Raw genomic sequence first — 21,338 nt, 5'->3', positions numbered from 1 at the left:
ATCATGATATGATAGACGGATAATGAATGAATAGTCATTCAAAACCACAAAGGGGGAGAACAAATGACGAAGCAAACAGTGATTGTCACAGGGGGATCAAGCGGAATGGGGAAGGCGATGGCGACTCATTTGGCACTCGGGGGCTGGAATGTTGTGATTACTGGAAGAACAGAAGAGACCCTTGAAACAACGGCAAATGAAATCAAACAGCAAGGTGGTTCGATCGCTTATTTTCAAATGGACGTGCGACATCCAGAAGATGCTGATCAAATGGTAAAGTTTGCAGTAGATACATTTGGTGATGTGGATGCACTCATCAATAACGCAGCAGGCAACTTTTTAGTTCCAGCAGAAAAACTGTCTCCTAACGGCTGGAAAGCGGTCATTGATATTGTGCTAAATGGCACCTTTTTTTGCAGCCATGCAGTGGGCAACTATTGGATTCGTCAAAAGAAAAGCGGAAGTATGATCAACATGGTCGCCACATATGCATGGGGGGCTGGTGTTGGTGTAGCGCATTCAGCAGCCGCAAAAGCAGGCGTACTATCACTTACCCGAACGCTTGCAGTCGAATGGGGAAAGCAATATCGCATTCGCGTAAATGCCATTGCGCCGGGGCCCATTGAAAGAACAGGTGGTGCTGATAAACTGTGGGAATCTGAAGAGGCTGCCCAAAGAACATTAGATAGTGTTCCGCTCGGTAGACTTGGCACACCAGAAGAAATTGCAGAACTTGCGAGTTTCTTATTATCTGAGCATGCATCTTATATTAATGGAGATTGTATCACGATGGATGGGGGGCAATGGCTCAACCAATCACCATTTTGAATGACCGTGTAAGACCTGCTTTTGATATGGTATAATCACACAAAGAGAGAAGCAGGTGATGAAAATGGTCGATCCATTGGATATTTTAACGAATATTGAAGATGTTTTCCCGCACTATCAAGCGATCTTCAGTGCGGAGGAACAAAAAGTGATAGGCTATGAGATTCTTGGAAGAATGAAGCTTGAGTCGGGAACAGTTAGTCTAGGCTCCTTCTTTACGGATTCATCTATTCCTGACGAATATAAATTGGAAGTAGATCACAAAGTATTAAGTCAAGCGCTTGATCTCTTCACAACCGCAGATGAAGATTTGCTCATCTTTATTAATCATGATGCGAACGTCCTCATGCTTGATCATGGCGAAAGTTTTTTAGAACTTTTAAAAGAATATGAAGCAAAGGGTATTCAGCTTAGCCGGTTTGTCATTGAAATTACTGAACATACGTTTAGCGGCGACATTGAACAGCTTTACCATACGTTAACGTATTATCGTACATATGGGATCAAAATCGCCGTATCTAATATAGGAAAAGAAAGCAGCAATCTTGACCGGATTGCTCTGCTTTCACCTGATCTATTAAAAATAGATCTACAGGCTTTAAGAGCTTCGTCTCCATCTCCTTCCTATGAATATGTGTTATACAGCATTTCACTTCTTGCAAGAAAAATAGGAGCGGCTTTAATCTATGAAGACATTGAAGCGAATTTTCAGCTGCAATATGCATGGAGAAATGGCGGAAGATATTTTCAAGGCTTCTACCTTCACGAGCCTGCGGCACAATTAATTGACCGGAACAAACGAAAAGAACAGCTTAAAGAAGAATTTCAGCAATTCATTGCCCATGAGAAAAAGAAACTCCAAGCTGTCTATGAACATTCTGAAACCTTTTATAAGCGAATACATCAAGCCGTCAGTACGTTAAAAAAATCATGCAGCACAAATGATGAACTTATACAAAAACTGGCACATGAACTAACCGATTGCAGCTTTCGCATTTATATGTGTAATGAAGAAGGGTTTCAAATCACTGGGAATGTGTTTAAGAAAGAGAAAGAATGGCTGTTTCAGCCAGAGTATATAGAGAAAAACTGGAGCTGGCGCCCTTATTTTCTAGCGAATATTCTTCAAATGAGAATTAGCGGAAAAGGATTTTTCAGCGATATCTACAGTGATTTAGAAACTGGAGAACGAATACGTACGTTTTCTTATCCGTTAGAGGGAGACGTGTATTTGTTTGTAGATCTTCCGTATGCGTATCTATATGAGCAGGAAGGATTAATTTAAAAGCAGCCGTCATGGCTGTTTTTTTATTAGAAAAAAGATAGAAAAAATGGTTGACAATGAAACTGATAATCATTATCATTTAGTTATAGAGAGAAGCTACTCTCTGTTCCCCAACCCCTCTATCAGATCAAGATCCAAAAAACTTGGCGCTACCCCCGCCAAGTTTTTTTTGTGCGCCAATCATTCCCTTCATGCATAGGACATCCCAATTCATCCATACACCTTAAATGATGATAGTTAGACAGTAGGAGGGAAAAGTCATGATCAAACGTGACAAGCGGCTGCTGATTGATTTACCAATGCCTGATCACCCAGATGCAAATGGTGCAGCGGCTGTGCAAGAATTACTCGGCGGAAAATTTGGTGAAATGTCCACATTAAATAACTACATGTTTCAATCGTTTAACTTTAGAGGGAAACGAAAGCTCAAACCATTTTATGATCTTGTATCAAGTATTACAGCTGAAGAATTCGGTCATGTAGAGCTTGTGACAACTGCAGTCAATCTCATGATTACGGGAACCACCCATGGGGGCGATCCAGATACGACCCCGATGAAAGCGGCTGTTGATAAACGAAATACGCAGCATTTTATCCAAACGGCACAAACAGGCTATCCGTTTGACTCCATGGCAAAGCCGTGGACAGGTGAGAATGTGTTCTCAAGTGGTAATCTGATTCTGGATCTTCTTCATAACTTCTTCCTAGAGTGCGGAGCTCGTACGCATAAAATGCGCGTATATGAAATGACGGATCACCCTACGGCAAGAGAAATGATCGGTTATTTACTTGTCAGAGGCGGCGTACATGTTGTGGCGTATGCAAAAGCCCTTGAGGTAGCGACAGGAGTAGATGTTGGGAAGATGCTGCCGATTCCAAATCTCGACAATAAATACTTTGATTCTGCAAGAAAGTTTGAAGATCAAAATGTTCATACAAAGCTGTATACATTTAGTGACACAGATTATAAAGATATCAATCAAATTTGGAAAGGAAACCATCCAATTGATGGAAAGCCGCTGACAGTTATTGAGGGTACGCCAAAAGGTGCACCCGTGCCAGATTATAGAGATTTGCCGGAAGAGTTTGCTCCAGGTATTTCAAAAGAAGATTTTGACGAAATTGCAAAACGCCTGATGAGATCGGCTGGTTTATAAAAAACAAGATGCATGAGATAAGAAAAAAGACTCAAAATAAAAAAACAGATTCTTTTTCTTTTTTTGAATTCAAGAGGAAAAATATCATCTGAGAACACTTTATGGTATGATGCTTTGTAGGACTTGTGTATAATCAATACGGGTTCATCTTGAGTTGTTTTTTTGAAAGGAGTCTTTTTTTAGAATGTCACAATTAATGGGTATCATTACAAGGCTGCAAAGTCTTCAAGAGACAGCAGAAGCTGCAAACGAGCCGGCACAGCGTTATTTCGAAGTGAACGGTGAGAAAATCTGTAGTGTTAAGTATTTCGAAAAGAATCAAACGTTTGAATTGACTGTTTTTCAACAAGGGGATAAGCCTAACACTTTCCCATTTGACAACATTGATATGATTTCGATTGAGATTTTTGAGCTTCTACAATCCTAAGCTGAATCGTATGAAATGTTTTTTCTAAGAATTCCTTCGTTGATTGCGGAAGCATACACTTCATAAGTGATGAACAAATGGAAGATGATCATTCAGTGCAATATTCGGATAAGAGACCATTAAAAAGGAGTTCCTTTCTGTGAGTGATTCTTTTTTCTTTAATCTTTCTGAAGAGCATTTAGCGTTTTCTGATGTTGTCATGAGAATGAAAGACTTTATTCAAAAAGACCCGAGATCTGTTTATGTACTATCAATTGGTACGGACTCTCAGGTCAATCAGAATGTCACAACATTTATGACTGCAATTCATCTTCACCGGATCGGCAAAGGAGCTTGGGGCTGTCTCACGCAGCAAGTGTTGAATCGGCCTGTACAAAGTCTTAGAGAAAAAATTTCATTAGAGACAGCGTTTAGCCAAAAGGTATGTGCAGACATCCTTGAGGGACCTTTAACAGAACTGATGGATTTGCTTCTTCCGTTTGCTGAGGAAGGGGCAGACCTTCGTTTTGAAGTCCATCTAGATATTGGCAAAAAAGGAAGTACAAAAGAGCTGATCCAGGAAATGACCGGAATGATCACAGCCATGGGAATTGAAGCAAAAATAAAACCCGACTCATACGCAGCATTTTGCTACGCCAATCGATACACAAAATAAATTCCGTCATTTTTCTCCAAACGTTGTCGAAACGTGCGGTTGACGATTCGATTCTAGTTCCTTATTCTAGCTGTATAGAGAGGAAGCAGACATTCAAACGCCTGCTAATCAATATAAAAGCATATATGAAACAGGGGGCCTGATGTTGAATGAGCGTCATCGAAAATCGTTTTAATGAAGAAGAGAAAAAGCTATTATTAAACGTATTACTGAATCAGGAATATGCTGTCGAATTACTAAGCAGTGAGATCAATGATATAGAATGTGGAACAAAAAATGTCGACGACAATACGTATAAGAAATTGATCACATTGTATGACAGAGTAAGGTTTGAGAATTAATATCGATTGAACATTCTATTAGATACTCTACGCTGAGTATCTTTTTTATGCAGAAAAAAATCTTTCGACAAAATTCGTTTTAGTTTATGCTTAATGTTAAAGGGGAATGTATGATTGATGATTGAGAGAAAAGGGGTCGAAGAAACATGATAGAGATAGAACCGGCTCAATTACTTGAGTCAACAGTAGCTGAGCATATGATTGATGCAGATAAAGTGGCACACGTTCAAATTGGAAATAATCTTGAGCACGCCCTATTGGTCCTGACAAAAACAGGATATACAGCCATACCTGTTCTGGATGCTTCTTATCACCTTCATGGGTTAATTGGAACAAATATGATTATGGATAAAATCTTTGGCTTAGAACGAATTGAATTTGAAAAGCTCGACCAATTGAAGGTAGAAGAGGTCATGCTATCAGATATTCCAAGACTGAAAACGACCGATCCTGTTTTAAAAGGTGTTCACGCTGTGACGAATAATGGATTTGTTTGTGTGGAAAATGAAGAGCAAGTATTCGAAGGGATTTTCACTCGGCGTGTTGTATTAAAGCGCTTAAATGAAGTCATTCATTCCGCAAAAAAATGAGCTGCAGCCCAGCTTATTTTTTTTGCCTTCATAAGCTATTATTTATATAATGACTATATAAAATAAGAAAAACTTATCGAGAGAAGGAGGGCGCCCATGCAGCTTCAAGAGTTACATATGCTTGTTGTACTTAGTGAGGAATTGAATATGAGAAAGGCTTCAGAGCGGCTCTTTGTCTCTCAGCCTGCCTTATCTCAAAGGCTGCAAACGATTGAAAAAGAGTGGGGAACCAAAATCTTTTTTCGTTCACAAAAAGGCTTGACAGTCACTTCAGCTGGCGAACAGATCATTCAATTCGCCAAAGAGGTCACGACTGAGCAGGATCGAGTGCGAGAGAGAATTGACGAGCTTGAAGGAGACATTCACGGTACACTCAAGCTTGCAGTTGCGTCCATTATTGGTCAGCACTGGCTGCCAAAGGTGTTGAAGCGGTATGTCGAGAAATACCCAAATGCCAAAGTATCTCTTGTGACAGGCTGGAGCAGTGAGATGCTTAAAAGTCTGTATGAAGACCATGTCCACATCGGCATCATTCGCGGGAATCCTGATTGGAAGGGCACAAAGGAATACTTAATGACCGATCATTTATATTTAGTCGATTCTGTCATCAAGGACGTGGATGAGTTAATTGAGACAGAACGCCCGTTTATTCAATTTAAAAGTGATAGCACCTATTATCAAGAAATTCAGCACTGGTGGCATCAAAAGTTTAAAGTGTCGCCAAAACAGACGATTCTTGTGGACCAGATTGAGACATGTAAACAAATGGCCTATCACGGTATCGGCTACGCCATTTTGCCTTCGGTCACCCTATATGATCATGAGAAAAGCGTACACAAAACCCCGCTCGTAGACGCAAATGGAGAGCAAATCGGACGTGACACGTGGCTGTTAGGATATGAAGCCTCTTTTCAGTTAAAACAAGTTCAAGCATTTGTTGGTGTGGTGAAAGAAATGCTTGAAAGTGAGGCAGTGTAAGTACTTCTGGAAGAGGAGGTGCTTTTTTAGGATAAGTAGTTTGATTAGGTTTCTAATAGATTTACCTGTTTCATACTGAAAAAACAGAAAGCTGGAAGAAATGATGAGAAATCAACGAAAAAAGAAGACGGATATACCGAAGTGGGGAACTTATTTACGCGAGAGATGGCGTGGACGTTTTGCAAGTCATCTTTCTTTAGAAGAACAAAAAGAGATTGGGATGGATGGCTTCCTATGGCACTTATGTAGCTGGGGAAAAGTTGAATGCCTTGAAAAAGAGGCAGCGATCAACGCCTTTCATCAGCAATCAAAGCATACATGTACTCTTTTTTATCAATTTACTCAAGAAGCGTATCTGTTTGAAAACGCCGCTGACCTGTCAGTGAAGGAATTGCCATATACAGACGGACACATGGACTATAGCGATCTGTATGTCATGGATTGGGAAGAAAATTGGACATTTGTGATGACGCACGAAACCGATTGCGGTCCATATTTTATTCAGAAATAAAAAAAGAGTACATCACAAAGAGATAGAGTGATGATCAATTAAAGCCGCCTTCCAATTGGAATGAGCGGTTTTTTGATGTACGTCATGTGTATTTTGAACAGCACCTTTTCATAAAACATTTGACAATGAAAATCATTATCATTTAAAGTGTACATATAATAATTGAAAATGATTATCATTTAGATGAGGTGACCAATAGATGAAAGCACTAATTGCATTTGCGAGTATGTCTGGCAATACGGAAGATATGGCAGCGATCTTAAAACAAACGCTTGAAGGAAAAGGGATAGAGACAGAGATGATGGAATTTGACGACACAAGTGCAGAAGATCTTTCTTCATACGATTATGTCATGATCGGCTCTTACACATGGGGTGACGGTGATTTACCTTATGAAGCTGAAGATTTTTATGAAGAGGTCTCATCCCTTGAACTTTCTCACATCAAAGCGGCGGTATTTGGATCAGGCGATTACAGTTATCCGAAGTTTTGCGAGGCTGTTCATACCTTTCATGACATGCTGAAATCGACAGGTGCATCCGTATTTCCTGAAACATTGAAAATGGAACTTGCGCCAGATACAGATGAAGATGTGGCGTGCTGTGAGGAGTTTGCAACGAGCTTTTTAACGTGGGCATCATTGTCTGAGAAAAGAGTTGAAAATCATGTTTCATAAAGGTGCGACAGCTGTTGCTGCGTCTAAAAGTGGCGGCTACTTTGTTGCTGTCAAACGAGAAGGTATTTTTCATTACAGTGTGGAGGGCGGATGGCAGCAGCTTTTTAAGCTTAAGCATAAAATCCACGCTATCAGTTATATTGGTCCGTATTTGTTCGGTGTTGGTGAAAATGGAACTGTCATACGATCAGGAGATGAGGGCCACACATGGGCGCTATCATCTTTTCCGACAAATGCAGTTGTTTGGTCTATTACAGGACGCAAAGATGGGTTTGTATGCGCACATGGAAAGCATAGTATTTATGTGTCAACCGATTTCGGAATTTCCTGGGAAATTATGAAGCCATTTGCTCATGTAAATCAGCCCCCTGTGATTCGCTCATTATGTGTAGCCGGTGATTATCTTTATATTGGAACACAGATTCATGAGGTGCATGGAGGAATATGGGTGTATGACTTGCAAAGTGAACAGATTTTTCTCCTAAACAGAGAAGAGCACCGAATGACTGCTTCTATGTTGCTTTGCGGGGAACACCTCCTTGTCTGTGCGATGGGCTCTAAAAAAGGGAAAAGAGGATCTGTTCAAATTTTAGACTTACATACAAATATGCTGCATGATATTCAATCACAAGCTTTTGCGCGAGAGGAATCATTTTTGGATGTGTCAGAGGATAACGGCATTGTGTACGTGACCACCTCACAGGACGAGCATGGATTTTCTAAGGTGTATCAGCTTGATATAGAGCAAAAAGAGCTCAAGTGGTTTGATACGATCAAAGGGCATGGTTTTCGTGTCGCCAATCAAAAGGAGAATTTTTTCTGTGCGGGTTTATATGAAAGTAAGTTTGTCAGGCCTTATGAGGAACCTGCACTGATTCATTAATAAGGAGGAAGAAAAAGTGACGAAAAAAGTTTTATTGGTGTATGCCACAATGTCAGGAAATACAGAAGCAATGGCTGATTTAATCGAAAAAGGGTTAAAGGAAGCTGGGGCTAGCGTGGACCGGCATGAAGCGATGGATATTGATGCTGAACTTCTTCATGATTACTCGCACATTCTGTTAGGTGCATATACTTGGGGAGATGGTGATCTTCCAGATGATTTTATTGATCTATATGAGGAAATGGAAGAGCTGGATTTGACGGGTAAAGCATTTGCTGTATTCGGTTCTGGAGATACATCTTATGAACATTTTTGCGGAGCTGTGGATTTAATTGAAGAAAAAGTGAAAGAACTGGGCGGTGATATCGTCCTACCATCCATCAAAATTGAGCTGAATCCAGAAGGAAACGAGGAAGAGGAATTGATTTCTTTTGGTAGACAATTTGTTCATCTTCACCAGCAAGAAGCGGGATAAAGAGGCCCGCTTGTTTTATTTGCCAAGGCGCAGACGATTCTTTCACTTGTCATTAAAACTCTCCTTTGGTACAGTAATGAAGTATAAATTAAGAGGAGGACATACATACATGAAACAAATGGACGCTAATGAAATTATTTCATTTATTCAAAATAGTACAAAATCAACACCTGTGAAAGTCTACATTAAAGGGGACTTAGAAGGTATTGAATTTGGTGAACATGCAAAAACATTTATCACAGGTAACACTGGTGTTGTCTTCGGTGAGTGGAGCGAAATTCAAGAAGCTCTAGCATCAAACAAAGACAAAATTGAAGATGTTGTCGTGGAAAATGACCGTCGTAACTCTGCGATTCCTATGTTGGATTTGAAAAACATCAAAGCACGTATTGAGCCAGGTGCAATCATTCGTGATCAAGTGGAAATTGGCGATAATGCAGTCATCATGATGGGTGCTTCTATTAATATCGGTTCAGTCATCGGTGAAGGTACGATGATTGATATGAACGTTGTTCTTGGCGGCCGTGCGACAGTAGGTAAGAACTGTCATATCGGTGCGGGATCTGTTCTTGCAGGTGTTATTGAGCCGCCTTCTGCTAAGCCAGTTGTAGTAGAAGATGATGTTGTCATCGGTGCAAACGCTGTTGTTTTAGAAGGTGTGACAATTGGAAAAGGTGCAGTTGTAGCAGCTGGAGCGATCGTTGTGAACGATGTCGAGCCTTACACGGTTGTAGCAGGTACACCTGCAAAGAAAATCAAAGACATTGATGAAAAAACAAAAGGTAAAACTGAAATCAAACAAGAACTGCGTCAGCTTTAATTGACACAATTCGCAGCTGAAGACATAGACGTGGATGATATATCCACGTCTTATTCGTATAGAGGAAAGGAAGCGAGTTCACTTGTTAAATCGTGAGCAATTAATATCCATTCGAAGAGATTTGCACCAAATTCCTGAGCTTGGTTTTAAGGAATTTAAAACACAAGCTTACCTCATCAAGCATCTCGAATCGTACCCAACAGATCGAATTGAGATGGAAACATGGCGGACTGGACTTTTTGTGAAAGTAAAAGGGACAAATCCTGCGCGTGTCTTTGCGTATCGTGCAGATATGGACGGATTATCTATCCCTGAAGAAACGGGCTACCCATTTCAATCGGTACATGAAGGCTACATGCATGCATGTGGACATGATCTTCATATGACCATTGCTCTTGGTATCATTGATCATTTCGTGCATCAGCCAATCAAAGAAGATCTGCTATTTATTTTCCAACCGGCAGAAGAAGGGCCAGGCGGAGCTGAACCAATGCTTGCAAGTGATGTTCTAAAAAAGTGGACGCCAGACTTTATTACAGCGCTGCATATTGCACCTGAATATCCAGTCGGCACGATTGCAACAAAGCCGGGCCTATTATTTGCTAATACGAGTGAGCTTGTGATCGATCTTGAAGGAAAAGGCGGGCATGCCGCATACCCTCATTTAGCAAATGATATGGTGGTGGCTGCAAGTGCACTAGTAGGGCAGCTGCAATCGGTGATTTCACGTAATGTGGACCCTCTTGATAGTGCCGTCATTACAGTTGGCACGATTACAGGTGGCACTGCTCAAAATATCATTGCGCAGCACGCAAAGCTTGATGGAACCATTCGCACGCTCTCGCCAGAGTCTATGGAAAAGGTGAGAAAACGAATTGAAGCACTTGCAAAGGGAATTGAAATTGGCTATGAATGCAAGGCGACAGTTCGATACCCTTCATCTTATTACGAAGTGGACAATTCAAAGGATTTGACAGAAGAATTTATGTCATATGTAGCCGAAGAAGGTCTTGCGAACGTCATTGAATGCAGAGAAGCGATGACAGGAGAAGATTTCGGCTACATGCTGAAAAAATACCCTGGGTTCATGTTTTGGCTAGGGGTAGATTCAGAATATGGTCTGCACCATGCAAAACTCACGCCTGACGAAAATGCGATTGAAACAGCTGTGAACGTCATGACGGCTTATTTTAAAAAGCAAGCAGGTGAATGAATAATCAAATGGTCTCCTGTACACCTTATGAACAGGAGGTGTTCTTGATTATGACAAGAATTGGTGTAGAACCATCTTTATCCGATGTAGAAGAACTTTTGAAGCAAAAAGGGTATGATGTCGTACGAATTCAAAATGAACAGCAAATGGATCAGTGTGACTGTTATGTGGTCACAGGGTTAGATTCAAATGTTCTTGGCATTTCAGACACAACGACAAAGGCATCTGTTATTACAGCGTCAGGTATGACGGCTGATGAAATTTGTCAAGAAGTAGAACAGCGTGTTCAATAAAACTAACAAAAAAGAACCAGGATATTAATATCCTGGTTCTTTTTGCTCTTTGGCTAGATCGAGTACGTCTTTCATTTTTTTACGCAGAATTCGTTCGACACGCCACTGCTCCATCGTTTCAGTTTTTGCAATGATGCGAAGGACGAGGGATGAGGAGCCAAATGATTCCACTCCAACGACTTGAGGACCTTCGATGATTTGCGGCATGCTCTCACGAACTTCATCACAGGCTGTTTGCAAAGTGCTGATCATCTGATCCACATTTTCATCTGGGGATAATTCGATATCAACGAGTGCCTGCATCGTCCCTCGTGAATGATTGCTTACATTCAGTATACTTCGGTTCGGAATGAAATGAAGAGTGCCATCAAAGCTTCTAAGCTGTGTTGTTCTCAGTCCAATTTGTTCAACGATCCCATCGAAACCAGCAACCGTTATATACTCGCCGACATCAAATTGTTTTTCGAGCAGTATGAAGAAGCCTGTCACAATATCACTCACCAATCCCTGAGCGCCAAATCCAATGGCAAGTCCTACAACACCTGCGCCAGCCAGCAAGGCGGTTGGGTTATAGTGAAATAAGTCGAGGATCATCACAACTAGAATAAAAATCAGCAAGTAGGCGAAAATATTTAAGGTAAGACTTTGCAGCGTTTGAGCTCGTGATAAAGAGACATCGTGCTTCTCAGAGAATGCTGAATAGGCACGCTTAATCATCTTATTTCCAATCGCTCTGATGATAAAATAAATCACAAAAATAGCAATGAGTTTTAGCAAAATCATACTGATATTCATGATGATGGAAACCCAATCTACTTGTTCAAGTGCTTTCATGATCTTCAAAACCTTTCTATGTATGTGCGAAATGAGAAGCTAATCATTTGTTCCCTTATGCAAGTCATGTTAAACTTTTAATAGTTGGAGCGAGAGATTGTGACAAATCGTTAATTAAATTTATTATTAATTAATATTGACTAAAAATCGCTTAAGTATTATAATTATATTTGTGAAGTTATTAACTAAATGAGAATTCAACCTGTTGATTCTCATTTTATATACAGCTAAGAAGTCTGTATAAAGATATTATTTTTGGAGGGATTTACATATGGCAGAGCGTTTTGTAGGAAAACAAGCTCCACGTTTTGAAATGGAAGCAGTACTTGCTAATAAGGAATTTGGTAAAGTGAGTTTAGAGGAAAACATCAAGAATGACAAATGGACAGTTCTTTTCTTCTATCCAATGGATTTCACTTTTGTTTGTCCAACTGAAATTACAGCAATGAGCGATCGTTATGATGAGTTTGAAGATTTAGATGCAGAAATCATCGGTGTATCTACTGATACAATCCATACGCATCTTGCTTGGATCAACACAGATCGTAAAGACAATGGTCTTGGAGAATTAAAATACCCACTAGCTGCTGATACAAACCACACAGTATCTAGAGAATACGGTGTTTTAATTGAAGAAGAAGGAATTGCACTTCGTGGTCTATTCATCATTAACCCAGAAGGCGAACTTCAATATCAAACAGTATTCCACAACAATATCGGTCGTGATGTAGATGAGACACTACGTGTTCTTCAAGCATTACAAACTGGTGGACTTTGCCCAGCGAACTGGAAGCCTGGTCAAAAAACACTTTAATTGATAGTTGAAGAAACAGTCTAACTGGTGTTAGACCTTCAGATTGTTGACAAAGGGCTAAAATGAACTTGATTTTAGCCCTTTGTCTTCTTTTCAGCGTGATAAAAAACCTTTGAAGTCTAGGAAGAACGAGTACTGGCGCGAAGCGAATGTGACATTCGTGAGCACCAGCACGCAGGACTGACAAAGAATGCGAGGGTTTGTCTACATGCTGGGGTCTAACTGATGTTAGACTTTTTTGTTTCGAGACATACAATGGATGGAGGCGCTTCAAAATGAAATTACGTCAACCAATGCCGGAACTAACTGGTGCAAAAGAATGGTTAAATGGAGAAGTAACAAGAGAAGAATTAATTGGTGATAAACCAACATTGATCCACTTCTGGTCAGTTAGCTGTCACCTTTGTAAAGAGGCGATGCCGCAAGTGAACCAATTCCGTGATGAATACAAGGATCAACTAAACGTGATCGCAGTTCATATGCCACGTTCAGAGGATGACCTAGATCTAGAAAAAATCAAAGAGGTTGCAAATGAGCATGAAATCACACAGCCAATCTTTGTAGACAGCGACCATAAATTAACAGAAGCATTTGAGAACGAATATGTACCAGCTTACTATGTATTCGATAAAACAGGTGCTTTACGCCACTTCCAAGCTGGCGGAAGCGGTATGAAAATGCTTGAAAAACGTGTCAATCGAGTTCTTTCTGAGTCTGAAAAGGCTGCAGAATAGGCTTTCCCCCCATGAATGGGGGTTTTTTCATGGGGAAAAATAGGAGACATATTGCACTGGATGAATATGATTGTAGGTGGAATGCCTAAGAAAAGAGAAAATGAGGGATTTCATTAAAAAAATTTCCTAAAATAAAAAGGTATTATGACCTATTTACATTTTTATTTTGAAATGAAAATGTAAAGATTTTAACTTTTTACTATTCAGAACGTTTTTGCACAAAAGAAATTTCAGTTTGGTAAATAACTATATAAATCAAGTAGTATAAGCATTTATTCAAAATTTTTACAATATTTTAAAGGTGGTCAAAAGCCTATAGTGGCAATGAAATGGGTGCCGATTTTTCTTCTTTGGCAAAATTTTAGTTGGAAATACCTATCTGATAGCAAACTGTAAAATGATAAAAAAATAGTTGATAAAATTAGTTTTCTAATCTAATATTTACTATAGAATATTTTTTATATGATGAGGGGGAAATCCATTGTTTAATGAGAGGGAAGCGTTACGTTTACGATTGGAACAATTAAATGAAGCAGAAGTAAAGGTCATCCGTGAATATCAAATTGAACGAGATGCGATTTACGCAAAACTAAGAGAATTAGACCGTCAAGGTACAGGTCTCGTCACAGATACAAAAAAAGAAGTACGTACAGAGAGAAAAACAGATTCACTGCCTGTATTAGCTGAGCTGGCTGCACAAGAAATGAGAAGCTACAATCAGCCTGCGCAAACGCAGTCAAACGTTACATCATCTTTAGGAACAGGTCAGCTAAATGGTGCACCTGTAGGTATTCCTGAAGGATCTACAAGACGCAGAAGAGGCACAGCTAGACCTGGATCAAAGGCAGCTAAGCTTCGTGAAGCTGCAATCAAAACATTAAAGCGTCATAATGCGGCGATTAAAAGCTCTGAACTTCAAAAAGAGATTGAAAAAGAGAGCGGTCTTGAAATTCCAAATATGACAACGTTTATGCAAAGCTTAATTAAAATGTACCCAGAAGTGAAGAAACCTTATCGCGGACAGTATATTTTAGAAGGCGACATTCAAACAGAAGACGAATAAATAAAAAAGAAACTGCTGGGCGTAAATGCCAGCAGTTTTTTCTTGCGTACGTGATGAATGAATCACTTTTTTTGATCAACTGTATAGACAATCTTTCGTTCTTTGGGCATGTTGTCGCGCTGTTTTTTAAATCCATCGATCTTCACTGTCATGACCTCTCCACTCCGCTGCACCGCATCAACTTTTGCCTGGAGCGTTTCTACTTGTTCGTTTAGTTTCTTCAAAATCGGTCCTATTTCTTCGGTTGTTTGTAAAATAGGGTCTTGTGAGAACGGCTCGGCATTTGTTTGGGCTGACTGGTCGATATCAGCAAAATGAGAAGCGATCCATTCCTCGCTTTCGGCCAACTGTTTTTGGTAGCTCGTGAGCGTTTCATAAAAAATGGCTTCTTTTGCTTTTTCGATTTGCAGTAATTTTTCTTGTGTTTCATAAAAACGCTCCTGTAGATGCCGGACGCCTTCTTGTAATAAATGAAGCTCTGCGTTTTTATCGCCTAGAGTTTGCTGCAGTTTTTCAATCACAGCGGATAAAGTATTTCCTTTTTTCTCCTCTTTTGCAAGCTGTTTATCTTGGTCTAGTAATCGCTCCTGTAGTTGCTGAGACATTTCCTTATATTTTACAACCTTCAAATGCAATCGGTGCTTTTCCTCTGTTTCTTTTCGTCTATGATAGGTTTCCTTTTGCAGCATTTCATGAAGAAGGACGATTTTATGTAATAATTCCGATTTGCTATAAGAGAGATCTTGTATTTTAGATGATGCTTCGTCTTGGTCAATGGTCATTTCATCCAATTGTTGTTTTAATTGAGTGAAATCCTTTTTCATCTCATGATATTCTTGAGATAGCTTCTTGTTTTTAGCATAGGTATACGTGGACTGTAAATCTGAAATTATCTGTTGATATTTGGCCGTTTCAGCTTTTAAAAATAGATTTTCTTGAGACAGATCATGGAATAGGGGAGAAGCATGGCGCCGGTTCATAGGTAGACCCTCCTTATTCATGTTATCAATAAAGTATGCGAAATGTGTGCGATTAGAACAACCATATCAAAGGGGATGAGATGATGAGAATAGTGAATGTGATACTAGCCGGAGGTGCTTCTAGGCGTTTTGGAGAGCCAAAGGCAAGTCATGTCTATCAGGGGAAACCACTATATGAACATGTGAAAGAGCAACTTTTGAAAGGGGAAACCGTCATCATCAGTCACCCTAAGCTTCTGCCTTTTTTCAAAGCAAGAGGGGAACAAGCTGTTTGGTTAGATGATGAACAGGTGCGTGGGTATGGCCCGCTTGCAGGTATATATACCGCTATGCAAAAGCAAGAAGCAGAGTGGTATTTAGTGACGGCATGTGATATGCCATTCATACGAAAAGAGACAGCCGTCGCTTTATCTTCTTATTGCCATGAAAATGTAGATGCTGTGGTTCCGATGGTGCAGGGAAGATTACAGCCGTTATTTGCGCTTTATCACCGCCGCAGTCTTCCGTTTATTTCTGCGTGTTTAAAAGAGAATCAATTAGCTATCAAAGACTTATTACAAAAACTTCACGTCCAGGTTGTTCCAGCCGACGAACTGAACGTGGCACCAAATGAATTTCATAATATCAATAAAAGAAGCGATTTACCTGAAAACGGTATGATATGATACATAAAAACGAGAAGGAGAGAACAATATTGAACGAGCGATATTCAAGGCAAATCTTGTTCCCTCCGGTAGGCGAAAAAGGGCAGTCTGCACTTGCCGAAAGTCATGTCCTTATTGTTGGAGCTGGTGCACTTGGAACAGCATCTGCTGAAGGGCTTGTCCGATCTGGAATTGGTACTTTGACGATTGTAGATCGTGATTATGTCGAATTCTCAAATTTACAACGGCAGCAGCTGTACACTGAACACGATGCAAAGATGCATGTGCCAAAAGCGGCAGCAGCTAAAAAACGTCTCCAAGAGATCGACCATGAAGTGACCATTCACGCTCTTATTGAAGATGCAGGAGTAGAGCTGTTAAGACCTTTATTCCGAAAAGCAAATATCGTCATTGATGCGACTGATAATTTTGAGACAAGAATGGTGATGAATGACTTATCATTAGAAACAAATACGCCTTGGATTTACGGTGCCTGTGTGAGCAGTCAGGGAATGTATATGACCATTTTGCCAGGCAAAACACCTTGCTTATCATGTGTATTTACCTCAGTGCCTGTTGGGGGTTTGACATGTGATACAGCTGGTATTATTTCTCCGGCTGTCCAAATGGTGTCGGCTTATCAGCAAACAGAGGCATTAAAATATTTAACAGGGCATGAAGAGCAAATGGAGCGAAAGTTTGTCACGTTTGATTTGTGGCAGTCGTCTTCGTTTAAAATGGATGTATCTCGTACGAAGCAGGAGAGCTGTCCATCTTGCGGCATAAATAGAACGTATCCATATTTAGATGAACAGCGAAAAAAAACAGCGATTCTTTGCGGGCGTGACACCATTCAGATCATATCGAAGGATTTAGAAAACCTTTCATTTCAGCATGTAAAAGAGCGTCTGTCCTCTATTTGTGAGGTGGAAGTGAACGATTTTTTAATTCATATACGCTATGAAAGACACCGTATCGTTTGTTTTAAAGGAGGACGTGTATTAATCCATGGGACAAATGATGAAAGAGTAGCCAATTCATTACTAGCAAGACTGCTAGGCATATAGGAGTGAGAAGTGATGGAAAGACGACAGCCAATTCCAGTAGAAGAGGCAGTAAAGAAAGTCCACCAATTTCAAAAACATGGACAAGTCGAATGGGTTCCTTTAAAGAACAGCCTTGGAAGATGGATTGCAGAGGATATTTTAGCAGATCACGATGTTCCTGCCTTTGATCGTTCTCCGTATGATGGTTTTGCACTTCGAGCAGAAGATACAAAGGAAGCATCGAGCGAGCATCCGATTGAATTTGAGGTCATTGATCATATAGGGGCAGGTATTGTTTCTGCAAAAACGATCGGTCCTTTTCAAGCGATTCGCATCATGACAGGAGCAAAGATTCCAAAAGGAGCAAATGTTGTGATCATGCTCGAATTGACGAAAACGTTTGAAAAAGACGGTAAATCAATGATGTCACTTAAAAGACCGCTGAAAAAGGGGGACAATATTTCTCGGCAAGGAGAAGAGACCCTCAAAGGGAACGTCATGATCAAAAAAGGCTCAAAAGTTACCCCAGGCGTGACGGCGATATTGGCAACGTTCGGGTATGCGGTTGTGCCAGTCGTCAAAAAACCGGTGATCGGTATCATCTCAACAGGTACCGAGCTCCTACAAGTAAGTGATGCCATGGTGGACGGTAAAATTAGAAATAGTAACCTAAGCATGGTATACGCTCAGGTTCTTGAAGCTGGAGGAGAACCGCTTGATTTAGGCGGTGTATCCGATGATTTTGATCAAAGCTATGAAGCCGTAAAATCAGCCTTAAGCAAAGTTGATATGCTCATCACAACAGGTGGTGTATCGGTAGGTGATTTTGACTTTTTACCTGCTATTTATGAAAAACTAGGTGCAGAGGTGTTGTTTAATAAAGTCGCCATGAGACCTGGAAGTGTGACGACCGTTGCTGCGTTGTCAAATGGTCAATTGCTTTATGGGCTGTCAGGAAATCCGGCTGCCTGTTTTGTTGGCTTTGAACTATTTGTCAAACCGATCATTTATAAATGGTGTTTGAAAGAAAATCCATTCCCCGTTTTTGCTGAGGCGAAGCTGACACATGATTTTCCAAAAGCCAATCCGTTCACACGATTTGTTAGAGCATCACTTGATTTCACTGGCAGCCAGCTGAGTGTGACGCCAACCGGTCTTGATAAATCTAGTGCGGTGACATCTATTGCTCATGCTGATTGTTTCATTGTTTTGCCAGGAGGAACAAGAGGGTTTAGTGCAGGTGACCAGGTCAGCGTTCTGCTATTTCACCACGAAGGCGGTGCTCCATGTTGGATGACAAATTAAACATTCTACAAGTCGTGGGCTATCAAAATAGTGGTAAAACGACGCTGATCGAAAAATTATGTCAGCTGGCGGATGAAGAAGAAATGCAGCTAGGCTGCTTCAAACATCACGGACATGGTGGAAAGCCAGACCGTCTGTTCAAACAAAAAGATACGGACCGATATGTTCAAGCGGGTGCATTTGCCGCAGGTGTGGAGGGAGAAGGTGAATGTCACTTTTTCATACGGCACATGACATTCACACAACTAATCAACATGTGTCAGCATCTTCCTTTAGACGCCGTCTTGATCGAAGGATACAAACAGGCGCCTTACCGCAAAATCCTGTGTGTCAAAGACGAACAGGAACTCATTGATCTTTCGACACTTTCTCATATACAAGCAGCCATTTATTTCAATAAAGAAATACAATTCACTGAGAAATACCCGTTTCCTGTGTTTTCAGCATTTGACAAGCGCGGGATCACATTTGCTTTTAATTTATTGAAGGGGGAAGCCTCGTATGAATGAACTTTTTAAGATCACAAAAGAGCCGATTGATGTGAATGAATTGATTCAGCATGTCACAAGACGCAAAGCGGGAGCCATTACGACATTCATAGGCACGGTAAGAGAATGGACAAATGGCAAAAAAACGCTGCGTTTAACATATGAAGCATACATACCAATGGCGGAAAATATGTTGAGTCAAATTGGACAAGAAATTAAAAAACGCTGGCCCGATACAGAAGCTGCTATTGTGCATCGTATTGGCACTCTTGAGATATGTGACATTGCAGTGGCAATAGCTGTTTCATCACCTCATCGGAAAGCTGCATACGAAGCCAATGAATATGCGATTGAACGAATAAAGGAAATAGTTCCTATATGGAAAAAGGAATACTGGGAAGATGGAGAGGCTTGGATAGGTGATCAGCTTGAAACCGTTTCATACCCGGAAGGAAAACCTAGTACTCTCCAACTTAACGAGAAAGAAGGGAAGCGGCATGATTAGCGTATTATTGTTCGCCGGCCTTGCTGAGAAGGCCGGTAAACAACAAATCATCATTCAAAAAGATCAAACAACGGTTGATGAGATTAAAATAGAATTACAGGAGGTATATGGTGTTGATACTGCACAAAACGTGATGGTTGCAGTCAACGAAATATATACGAGGGGAAATGCTGAAGTGCGTAGCGGGGACACTGTTGCACTCATTCCTCCTGTAAGTGGTGGATAATAGATATTAGAGGATTTGGTTATGGCCAGCGGCTGTAACCAATTTTTTTATGTGTGAAAAGATTGTAGAGGTACTTGGGTATGATCTTCGTAAATAAAACATCCCCGGCGTGCTTTAGAAATGTGAGGATCGAGCTGTTGAATGAGATCATACAATTCGCTGATTCGTCTCACATTGAAATCTGTTTGAGCTTGAAGCTGTTCTTTTAGTTCTTTTGTGCTCACGATGCTTCCCTTTTTTTCTTTAATAATATCTACACACCTTGCTGCGTAGTATATTTTGTCATTAGAAGGTCTGCTCTCTTTCATATCAAGTAATTTGAGCTCATGATAAATCAGTTCTCTTTCCTTTCTAAAGTATTGCCATGCTTCTTGTTCCTTTTCATAAAGTAAAATCAATTGCATTTTCAATTTTTCTCTTAACATTCACTTGACTCCATTTCCACTATCATTTAACCTACCTCTATTTTACATTATATGAAAAAATAACATTTGATCAAGTAAAATCCTTTTATTTTTATTTTTTTAATATGAAAGTATTGATACTAAAGGCTCATCTGTTCTATAAAAGGCGCTAAACATAGTCCTATAAAGCCGGGATTCATTGAAATTACTAGGAATATTTTAATAAAAAATTGTTGTGTCTAACTGAGACCATCTGAATCCAAAGGAAAAGGATATTTATTCCGAAAGACATGTTGTTTACTTCATAAACTGTTTTTCAGTCAGTAAAATCATGATTTTTTCATATGAATATGGTCGGATCAAGGTATCATTTGAAGGATGTCGTTCATGAAAATAGAATAATAGATTCAATCCTATCACTATGAAAATAAGAAAATCAAATGATCTATCACTTATTGGCAATCTTTTGATAAAATAGAAACAACAAGAGTATGAAAAAACGTTTCGATACTTACAAGCACATGGAGAGGATGACATTTGATGAAAGAAACAACGCCAAAACCCACAATGATTGGAGTAAGCACAAGACCATCAGAGCATTTAAAAAGAGTGTGGGAGCAGCCATTCGTTTGGTGGCCTTTATCATGTGTGCTTGTATTAACAGTTGTTGTCACTTATTTGTCTCAGCTAGTGAATGAAGGATTGTGGGCAGATTTAATTTTACCAATCCCTTTCGTTTATGTGATCACGCTCATTGGTCTGGTCATTGGGATTGTCATTAATACTGCCGTATACAAGTTCATCGTCTTTTTAGCAAAAGGTGATGCAACATTTCATCAGCTGTTTTCAGGTGTACTGTATATCACGCCTATTACGATCATTGGTACGATTATTTCTCATTTGGCGATCATTTTTTTTCATGTGCCAAAAGATATCACGGTTACCTCATTAAACGCATTCATTCGAATGTCTGGTCCATGGCATGCCGTGTTAGCCAATATCGATCTTTTTGTGATCTGGAATCTTGTTTTAACAGGCTTTTTATTGATCAAAGTCGGCCGCATTTCGCCAAGAATATCTTGGATTATTGTGAGTGTCTTTTATGTATTATCTTTAATTTTTCAATATGTAGGAACCACAATCACCATCAACATGCAGTAAGC

General features: G+C 40.0%; 28 protein-coding genes. 25 read left to right on the top strand and 3 right to left on the bottom strand.

What is annotated here, in order from left to right; genetic code table 11:
* Positions 1–63 precede the first annotated feature (63 nt).
* From fadH to FBF75_RS02580, 15 genes are all read left to right on the top strand, one after another.
* Positions 64–828, top strand: coding sequence for a 2,4-dienoyl-CoA reductase (gene fadH / locus FBF75_RS02650; protein ID WP_019743904.1), 765 nt, complete (start codon positions 64–66; stop codon positions 826–828).
* A 64-nt stretch (positions 829–892) separates the two neighbouring features.
* The gene (locus FBF75_RS02645) at positions 893–2,113 is read left to right on the top strand and encodes an EAL domain-containing protein (RefSeq protein ID WP_076822023.1); all 1,221 of its coding nucleotides are present in this window, start codon (positions 893–895) and stop codon (positions 2,111–2,113) included.
* A 260-nt stretch (positions 2,114–2,373) separates the two neighbouring features.
* Positions 2,374–3,270, top strand: coding sequence for a manganese catalase family protein (locus FBF75_RS02640; protein ID WP_007498675.1), 897 nt, complete (start codon positions 2,374–2,376; stop codon positions 3,268–3,270).
* A gap of 184 nt (positions 3,271–3,454) precedes the next feature.
* Entirely contained in the window at positions 3,455–3,697 is a 243-nt protein-coding gene (locus FBF75_RS02635) for a YkuJ family protein (protein WP_003212254.1), read from the top strand.
* Positions 3,698–3,836: 139 nt separating this feature from the next.
* The gene (locus FBF75_RS02630) at positions 3,837–4,352 is read left to right on the top strand and encodes a ribonuclease H-like YkuK family protein (RefSeq protein ID WP_008348001.1); all 516 of its coding nucleotides are present in this window, start codon (positions 3,837–3,839) and stop codon (positions 4,350–4,352) included.
* A 149-nt stretch (positions 4,353–4,501) separates the two neighbouring features.
* The gene (gene abbA, locus FBF75_RS02625; protein WP_008347999.1) at positions 4,502–4,693 is read left to right on the top strand and encodes an antirepressor AbbA; all 192 of its coding nucleotides are present in this window, start codon (positions 4,502–4,504) and stop codon (positions 4,691–4,693) included.
* Between the two features lie 146 nt (positions 4,694–4,839).
* Complete coding sequence (gene cbpB, locus FBF75_RS02620; RefSeq protein ID WP_007498671.1) at positions 4,840–5,283, top strand: cyclic-di-AMP-binding protein CbpB; 444 nt, start codon at positions 4,840–4,842, stop codon at positions 5,281–5,283.
* A gap of 96 nt (positions 5,284–5,379) precedes the next feature.
* The gene (locus tag FBF75_RS02615) at positions 5,380–6,261 is read left to right on the top strand and encodes a LysR family transcriptional regulator (protein ID WP_007498669.1); all 882 of its coding nucleotides are present in this window, start codon (positions 5,380–5,382) and stop codon (positions 6,259–6,261) included.
* Positions 6,262–6,364: 103 nt separating this feature from the next.
* Positions 6,365–6,772 (top strand): DUF4275 family protein, encoded by a 408-nt coding sequence (locus tag FBF75_RS02610; protein WP_017367152.1) that lies wholly within the window; start codon positions 6,365–6,367, stop codon positions 6,770–6,772.
* 199 nt (positions 6,773–6,971) lie between these two features.
* Positions 6,972–7,448, top strand: a complete 477-nt coding sequence (locus FBF75_RS02605) for a flavodoxin (RefSeq protein ID WP_017367153.1) — start codon at positions 6,972–6,974, stop codon at positions 7,446–7,448.
* Positions 7,438–8,331, top strand: a complete 894-nt coding sequence (locus tag FBF75_RS02600; RefSeq protein ID WP_008347991.1) for a WD40/YVTN/BNR-like repeat-containing protein — start codon at positions 7,438–7,440, stop codon at positions 8,329–8,331. The genes FBF75_RS02605 and FBF75_RS02600 overlap by 11 nt, the downstream gene beginning before the upstream one ends.
* Positions 8,332–8,347: 16 nt before the next feature.
* On the top strand, positions 8,348–8,806 hold the full coding sequence (locus FBF75_RS02595) for a flavodoxin (RefSeq protein ID WP_008347989.1): 459 nt from the start codon (positions 8,348–8,350) through the stop codon (positions 8,804–8,806).
* Between the two features lie 109 nt (positions 8,807–8,915).
* The gene (dapD, locus tag FBF75_RS02590; protein WP_008347987.1) at positions 8,916–9,626 is read left to right on the top strand and encodes a 2,3,4,5-tetrahydropyridine-2,6-dicarboxylate N-acetyltransferase; all 711 of its coding nucleotides are present in this window, start codon (positions 8,916–8,918) and stop codon (positions 9,624–9,626) included.
* A gap of 34 nt (positions 9,627–9,660) precedes the next feature.
* Positions 9,661–10,839, top strand: coding sequence for an N-acetyldiaminopimelate deacetylase (locus FBF75_RS02585; protein WP_051005660.1), 1,179 nt, complete (start codon positions 9,661–9,663; stop codon positions 10,837–10,839).
* A gap of 50 nt (positions 10,840–10,889) precedes the next feature.
* Positions 10,890–11,132: a YkuS family protein gene (locus tag FBF75_RS02580; protein WP_003211408.1), complete on the top strand. Its 243-nt coding sequence runs from the start codon at positions 10,890–10,892 to the stop codon at positions 11,130–11,132.
* Positions 11,133–11,156: 24 nt separating this feature from the next.
* On the opposite strand, the gene FBF75_RS02575 is transcribed toward FBF75_RS02580, so the two are convergent.
* Complete coding sequence (locus FBF75_RS02575; protein WP_035700594.1) at positions 11,157–11,966, bottom strand: mechanosensitive ion channel family protein; 810 nt, start codon at positions 11,964–11,966, stop codon at positions 11,157–11,159.
* Positions 11,967–12,237: 271 nt separating this feature from the next.
* On the opposite strand from FBF75_RS02575, the gene ahpA reads away from it, so the two are divergent.
* The 3 genes from ahpA (at position 12,238) to FBF75_RS02560 (ending at position 14,577) form a co-directional block, all read left to right on the top strand.
* Entirely contained in the window at positions 12,238–12,780 is a 543-nt protein-coding gene (gene ahpA, locus FBF75_RS02570) for a biofilm-specific peroxidase AhpA (protein ID WP_007498654.1), read from the top strand.
* A 275-nt stretch (positions 12,781–13,055) separates the two neighbouring features.
* Positions 13,056–13,514, top strand: a complete 459-nt coding sequence (locus FBF75_RS02565) for a TlpA disulfide reductase family protein (RefSeq protein WP_008345174.1) — start codon at positions 13,056–13,058, stop codon at positions 13,512–13,514.
* 481 nt (positions 13,515–13,995) lie between these two features.
* Complete coding sequence (locus FBF75_RS02560) at positions 13,996–14,577, top strand: Rok-like winged helix domain-containing protein (RefSeq protein ID WP_007498648.1); 582 nt, start codon at positions 13,996–13,998, stop codon at positions 14,575–14,577.
* Between the two features lie 62 nt (positions 14,578–14,639).
* Here FBF75_RS02560 and FBF75_RS02555 read toward each other — a convergent pair whose 3' ends face one another.
* A complete protein-coding gene (locus FBF75_RS02555) occupies positions 14,640–15,557 on the bottom strand; it encodes a coiled-coil domain-containing protein (RefSeq protein WP_025207264.1) in 918 nt (305 codons plus the stop codon).
* An 83-nt stretch (positions 15,558–15,640) separates the two neighbouring features.
* Between FBF75_RS02555 and FBF75_RS02550 the strand changes: the two genes are divergently transcribed.
* From FBF75_RS02550 to moaD, 6 genes are read left to right on the top strand one after another with little or no spacing between them, the layout of a single operon-like run.
* Positions 15,641–16,222, top strand: coding sequence for a molybdenum cofactor guanylyltransferase (locus FBF75_RS02550; RefSeq protein ID WP_169476038.1), 582 nt, complete (start codon positions 15,641–15,643; stop codon positions 16,220–16,222).
* Between the two features lie 29 nt (positions 16,223–16,251).
* Complete coding sequence (locus FBF75_RS02545; RefSeq protein WP_060832295.1) at positions 16,252–17,268, top strand: ThiF family adenylyltransferase; 1,017 nt, start codon at positions 16,252–16,254, stop codon at positions 17,266–17,268.
* Between the two features lie 9 nt (positions 17,269–17,277).
* A complete protein-coding gene (locus FBF75_RS02540; RefSeq protein WP_169476036.1) occupies positions 17,278–18,552 on the top strand; it encodes a molybdopterin molybdotransferase MoeA in 1,275 nt (424 codons plus the stop codon).
* Positions 18,534–19,061 carry a molybdopterin-guanine dinucleotide biosynthesis protein B gene (gene mobB, locus FBF75_RS02535; RefSeq protein WP_046527034.1) on the top strand — a complete coding sequence of 176 codons (528 nt, stop codon included), beginning with the start codon at positions 18,534–18,536 and terminating at the stop codon, positions 19,059–19,061. The genes FBF75_RS02540 and mobB overlap by 19 nt, the downstream gene beginning before the upstream one ends.
* Positions 19,054–19,545, top strand: a complete 492-nt coding sequence (locus FBF75_RS02530; RefSeq protein WP_008345161.1) for a molybdenum cofactor biosynthesis protein MoaE — start codon at positions 19,054–19,056, stop codon at positions 19,543–19,545. The genes mobB and FBF75_RS02530 overlap by 8 nt, the downstream gene beginning before the upstream one ends.
* Positions 19,538–19,771: a molybdopterin converting factor subunit 1 gene (moaD, locus tag FBF75_RS02525; RefSeq protein ID WP_008345159.1), complete on the top strand. Its 234-nt coding sequence runs from the start codon at positions 19,538–19,540 to the stop codon at positions 19,769–19,771. Before FBF75_RS02530 ends, moaD begins: the two co-directional genes overlap by 8 nt.
* A gap of 47 nt (positions 19,772–19,818) precedes the next feature.
* Here the strand turns inward: moaD and FBF75_RS02520 are convergent, their stop codons facing one another.
* Positions 19,819–20,196, bottom strand: a complete 378-nt coding sequence (locus FBF75_RS02520; RefSeq protein WP_008345156.1) for a Rok-like winged helix domain-containing protein — start codon at positions 20,194–20,196, stop codon at positions 19,819–19,821.
* Positions 20,197–20,715: 519 nt separating this feature from the next.
* Here FBF75_RS02520 and yknW point away from each other — a divergent pair.
* Positions 20,716–21,336, top strand: a complete 621-nt coding sequence (gene yknW, locus FBF75_RS02515) for a YknW family membrane protein (protein WP_008345152.1) — start codon at positions 20,716–20,718, stop codon at positions 21,334–21,336.
* Positions 21,337–21,338: the final 2 nt, after the last annotated feature.

It is taken from the genome of Bacillus sp. S2(2019) (assembly GCF_005144805.1).
Taxonomy (GTDB): Bacteria; Bacillota; Bacilli; order Bacillales; family Bacillaceae; genus Bacillus; species Bacillus altitudinis.
This window is presented reverse-complemented; position numbering and strand designations above follow the sequence as displayed.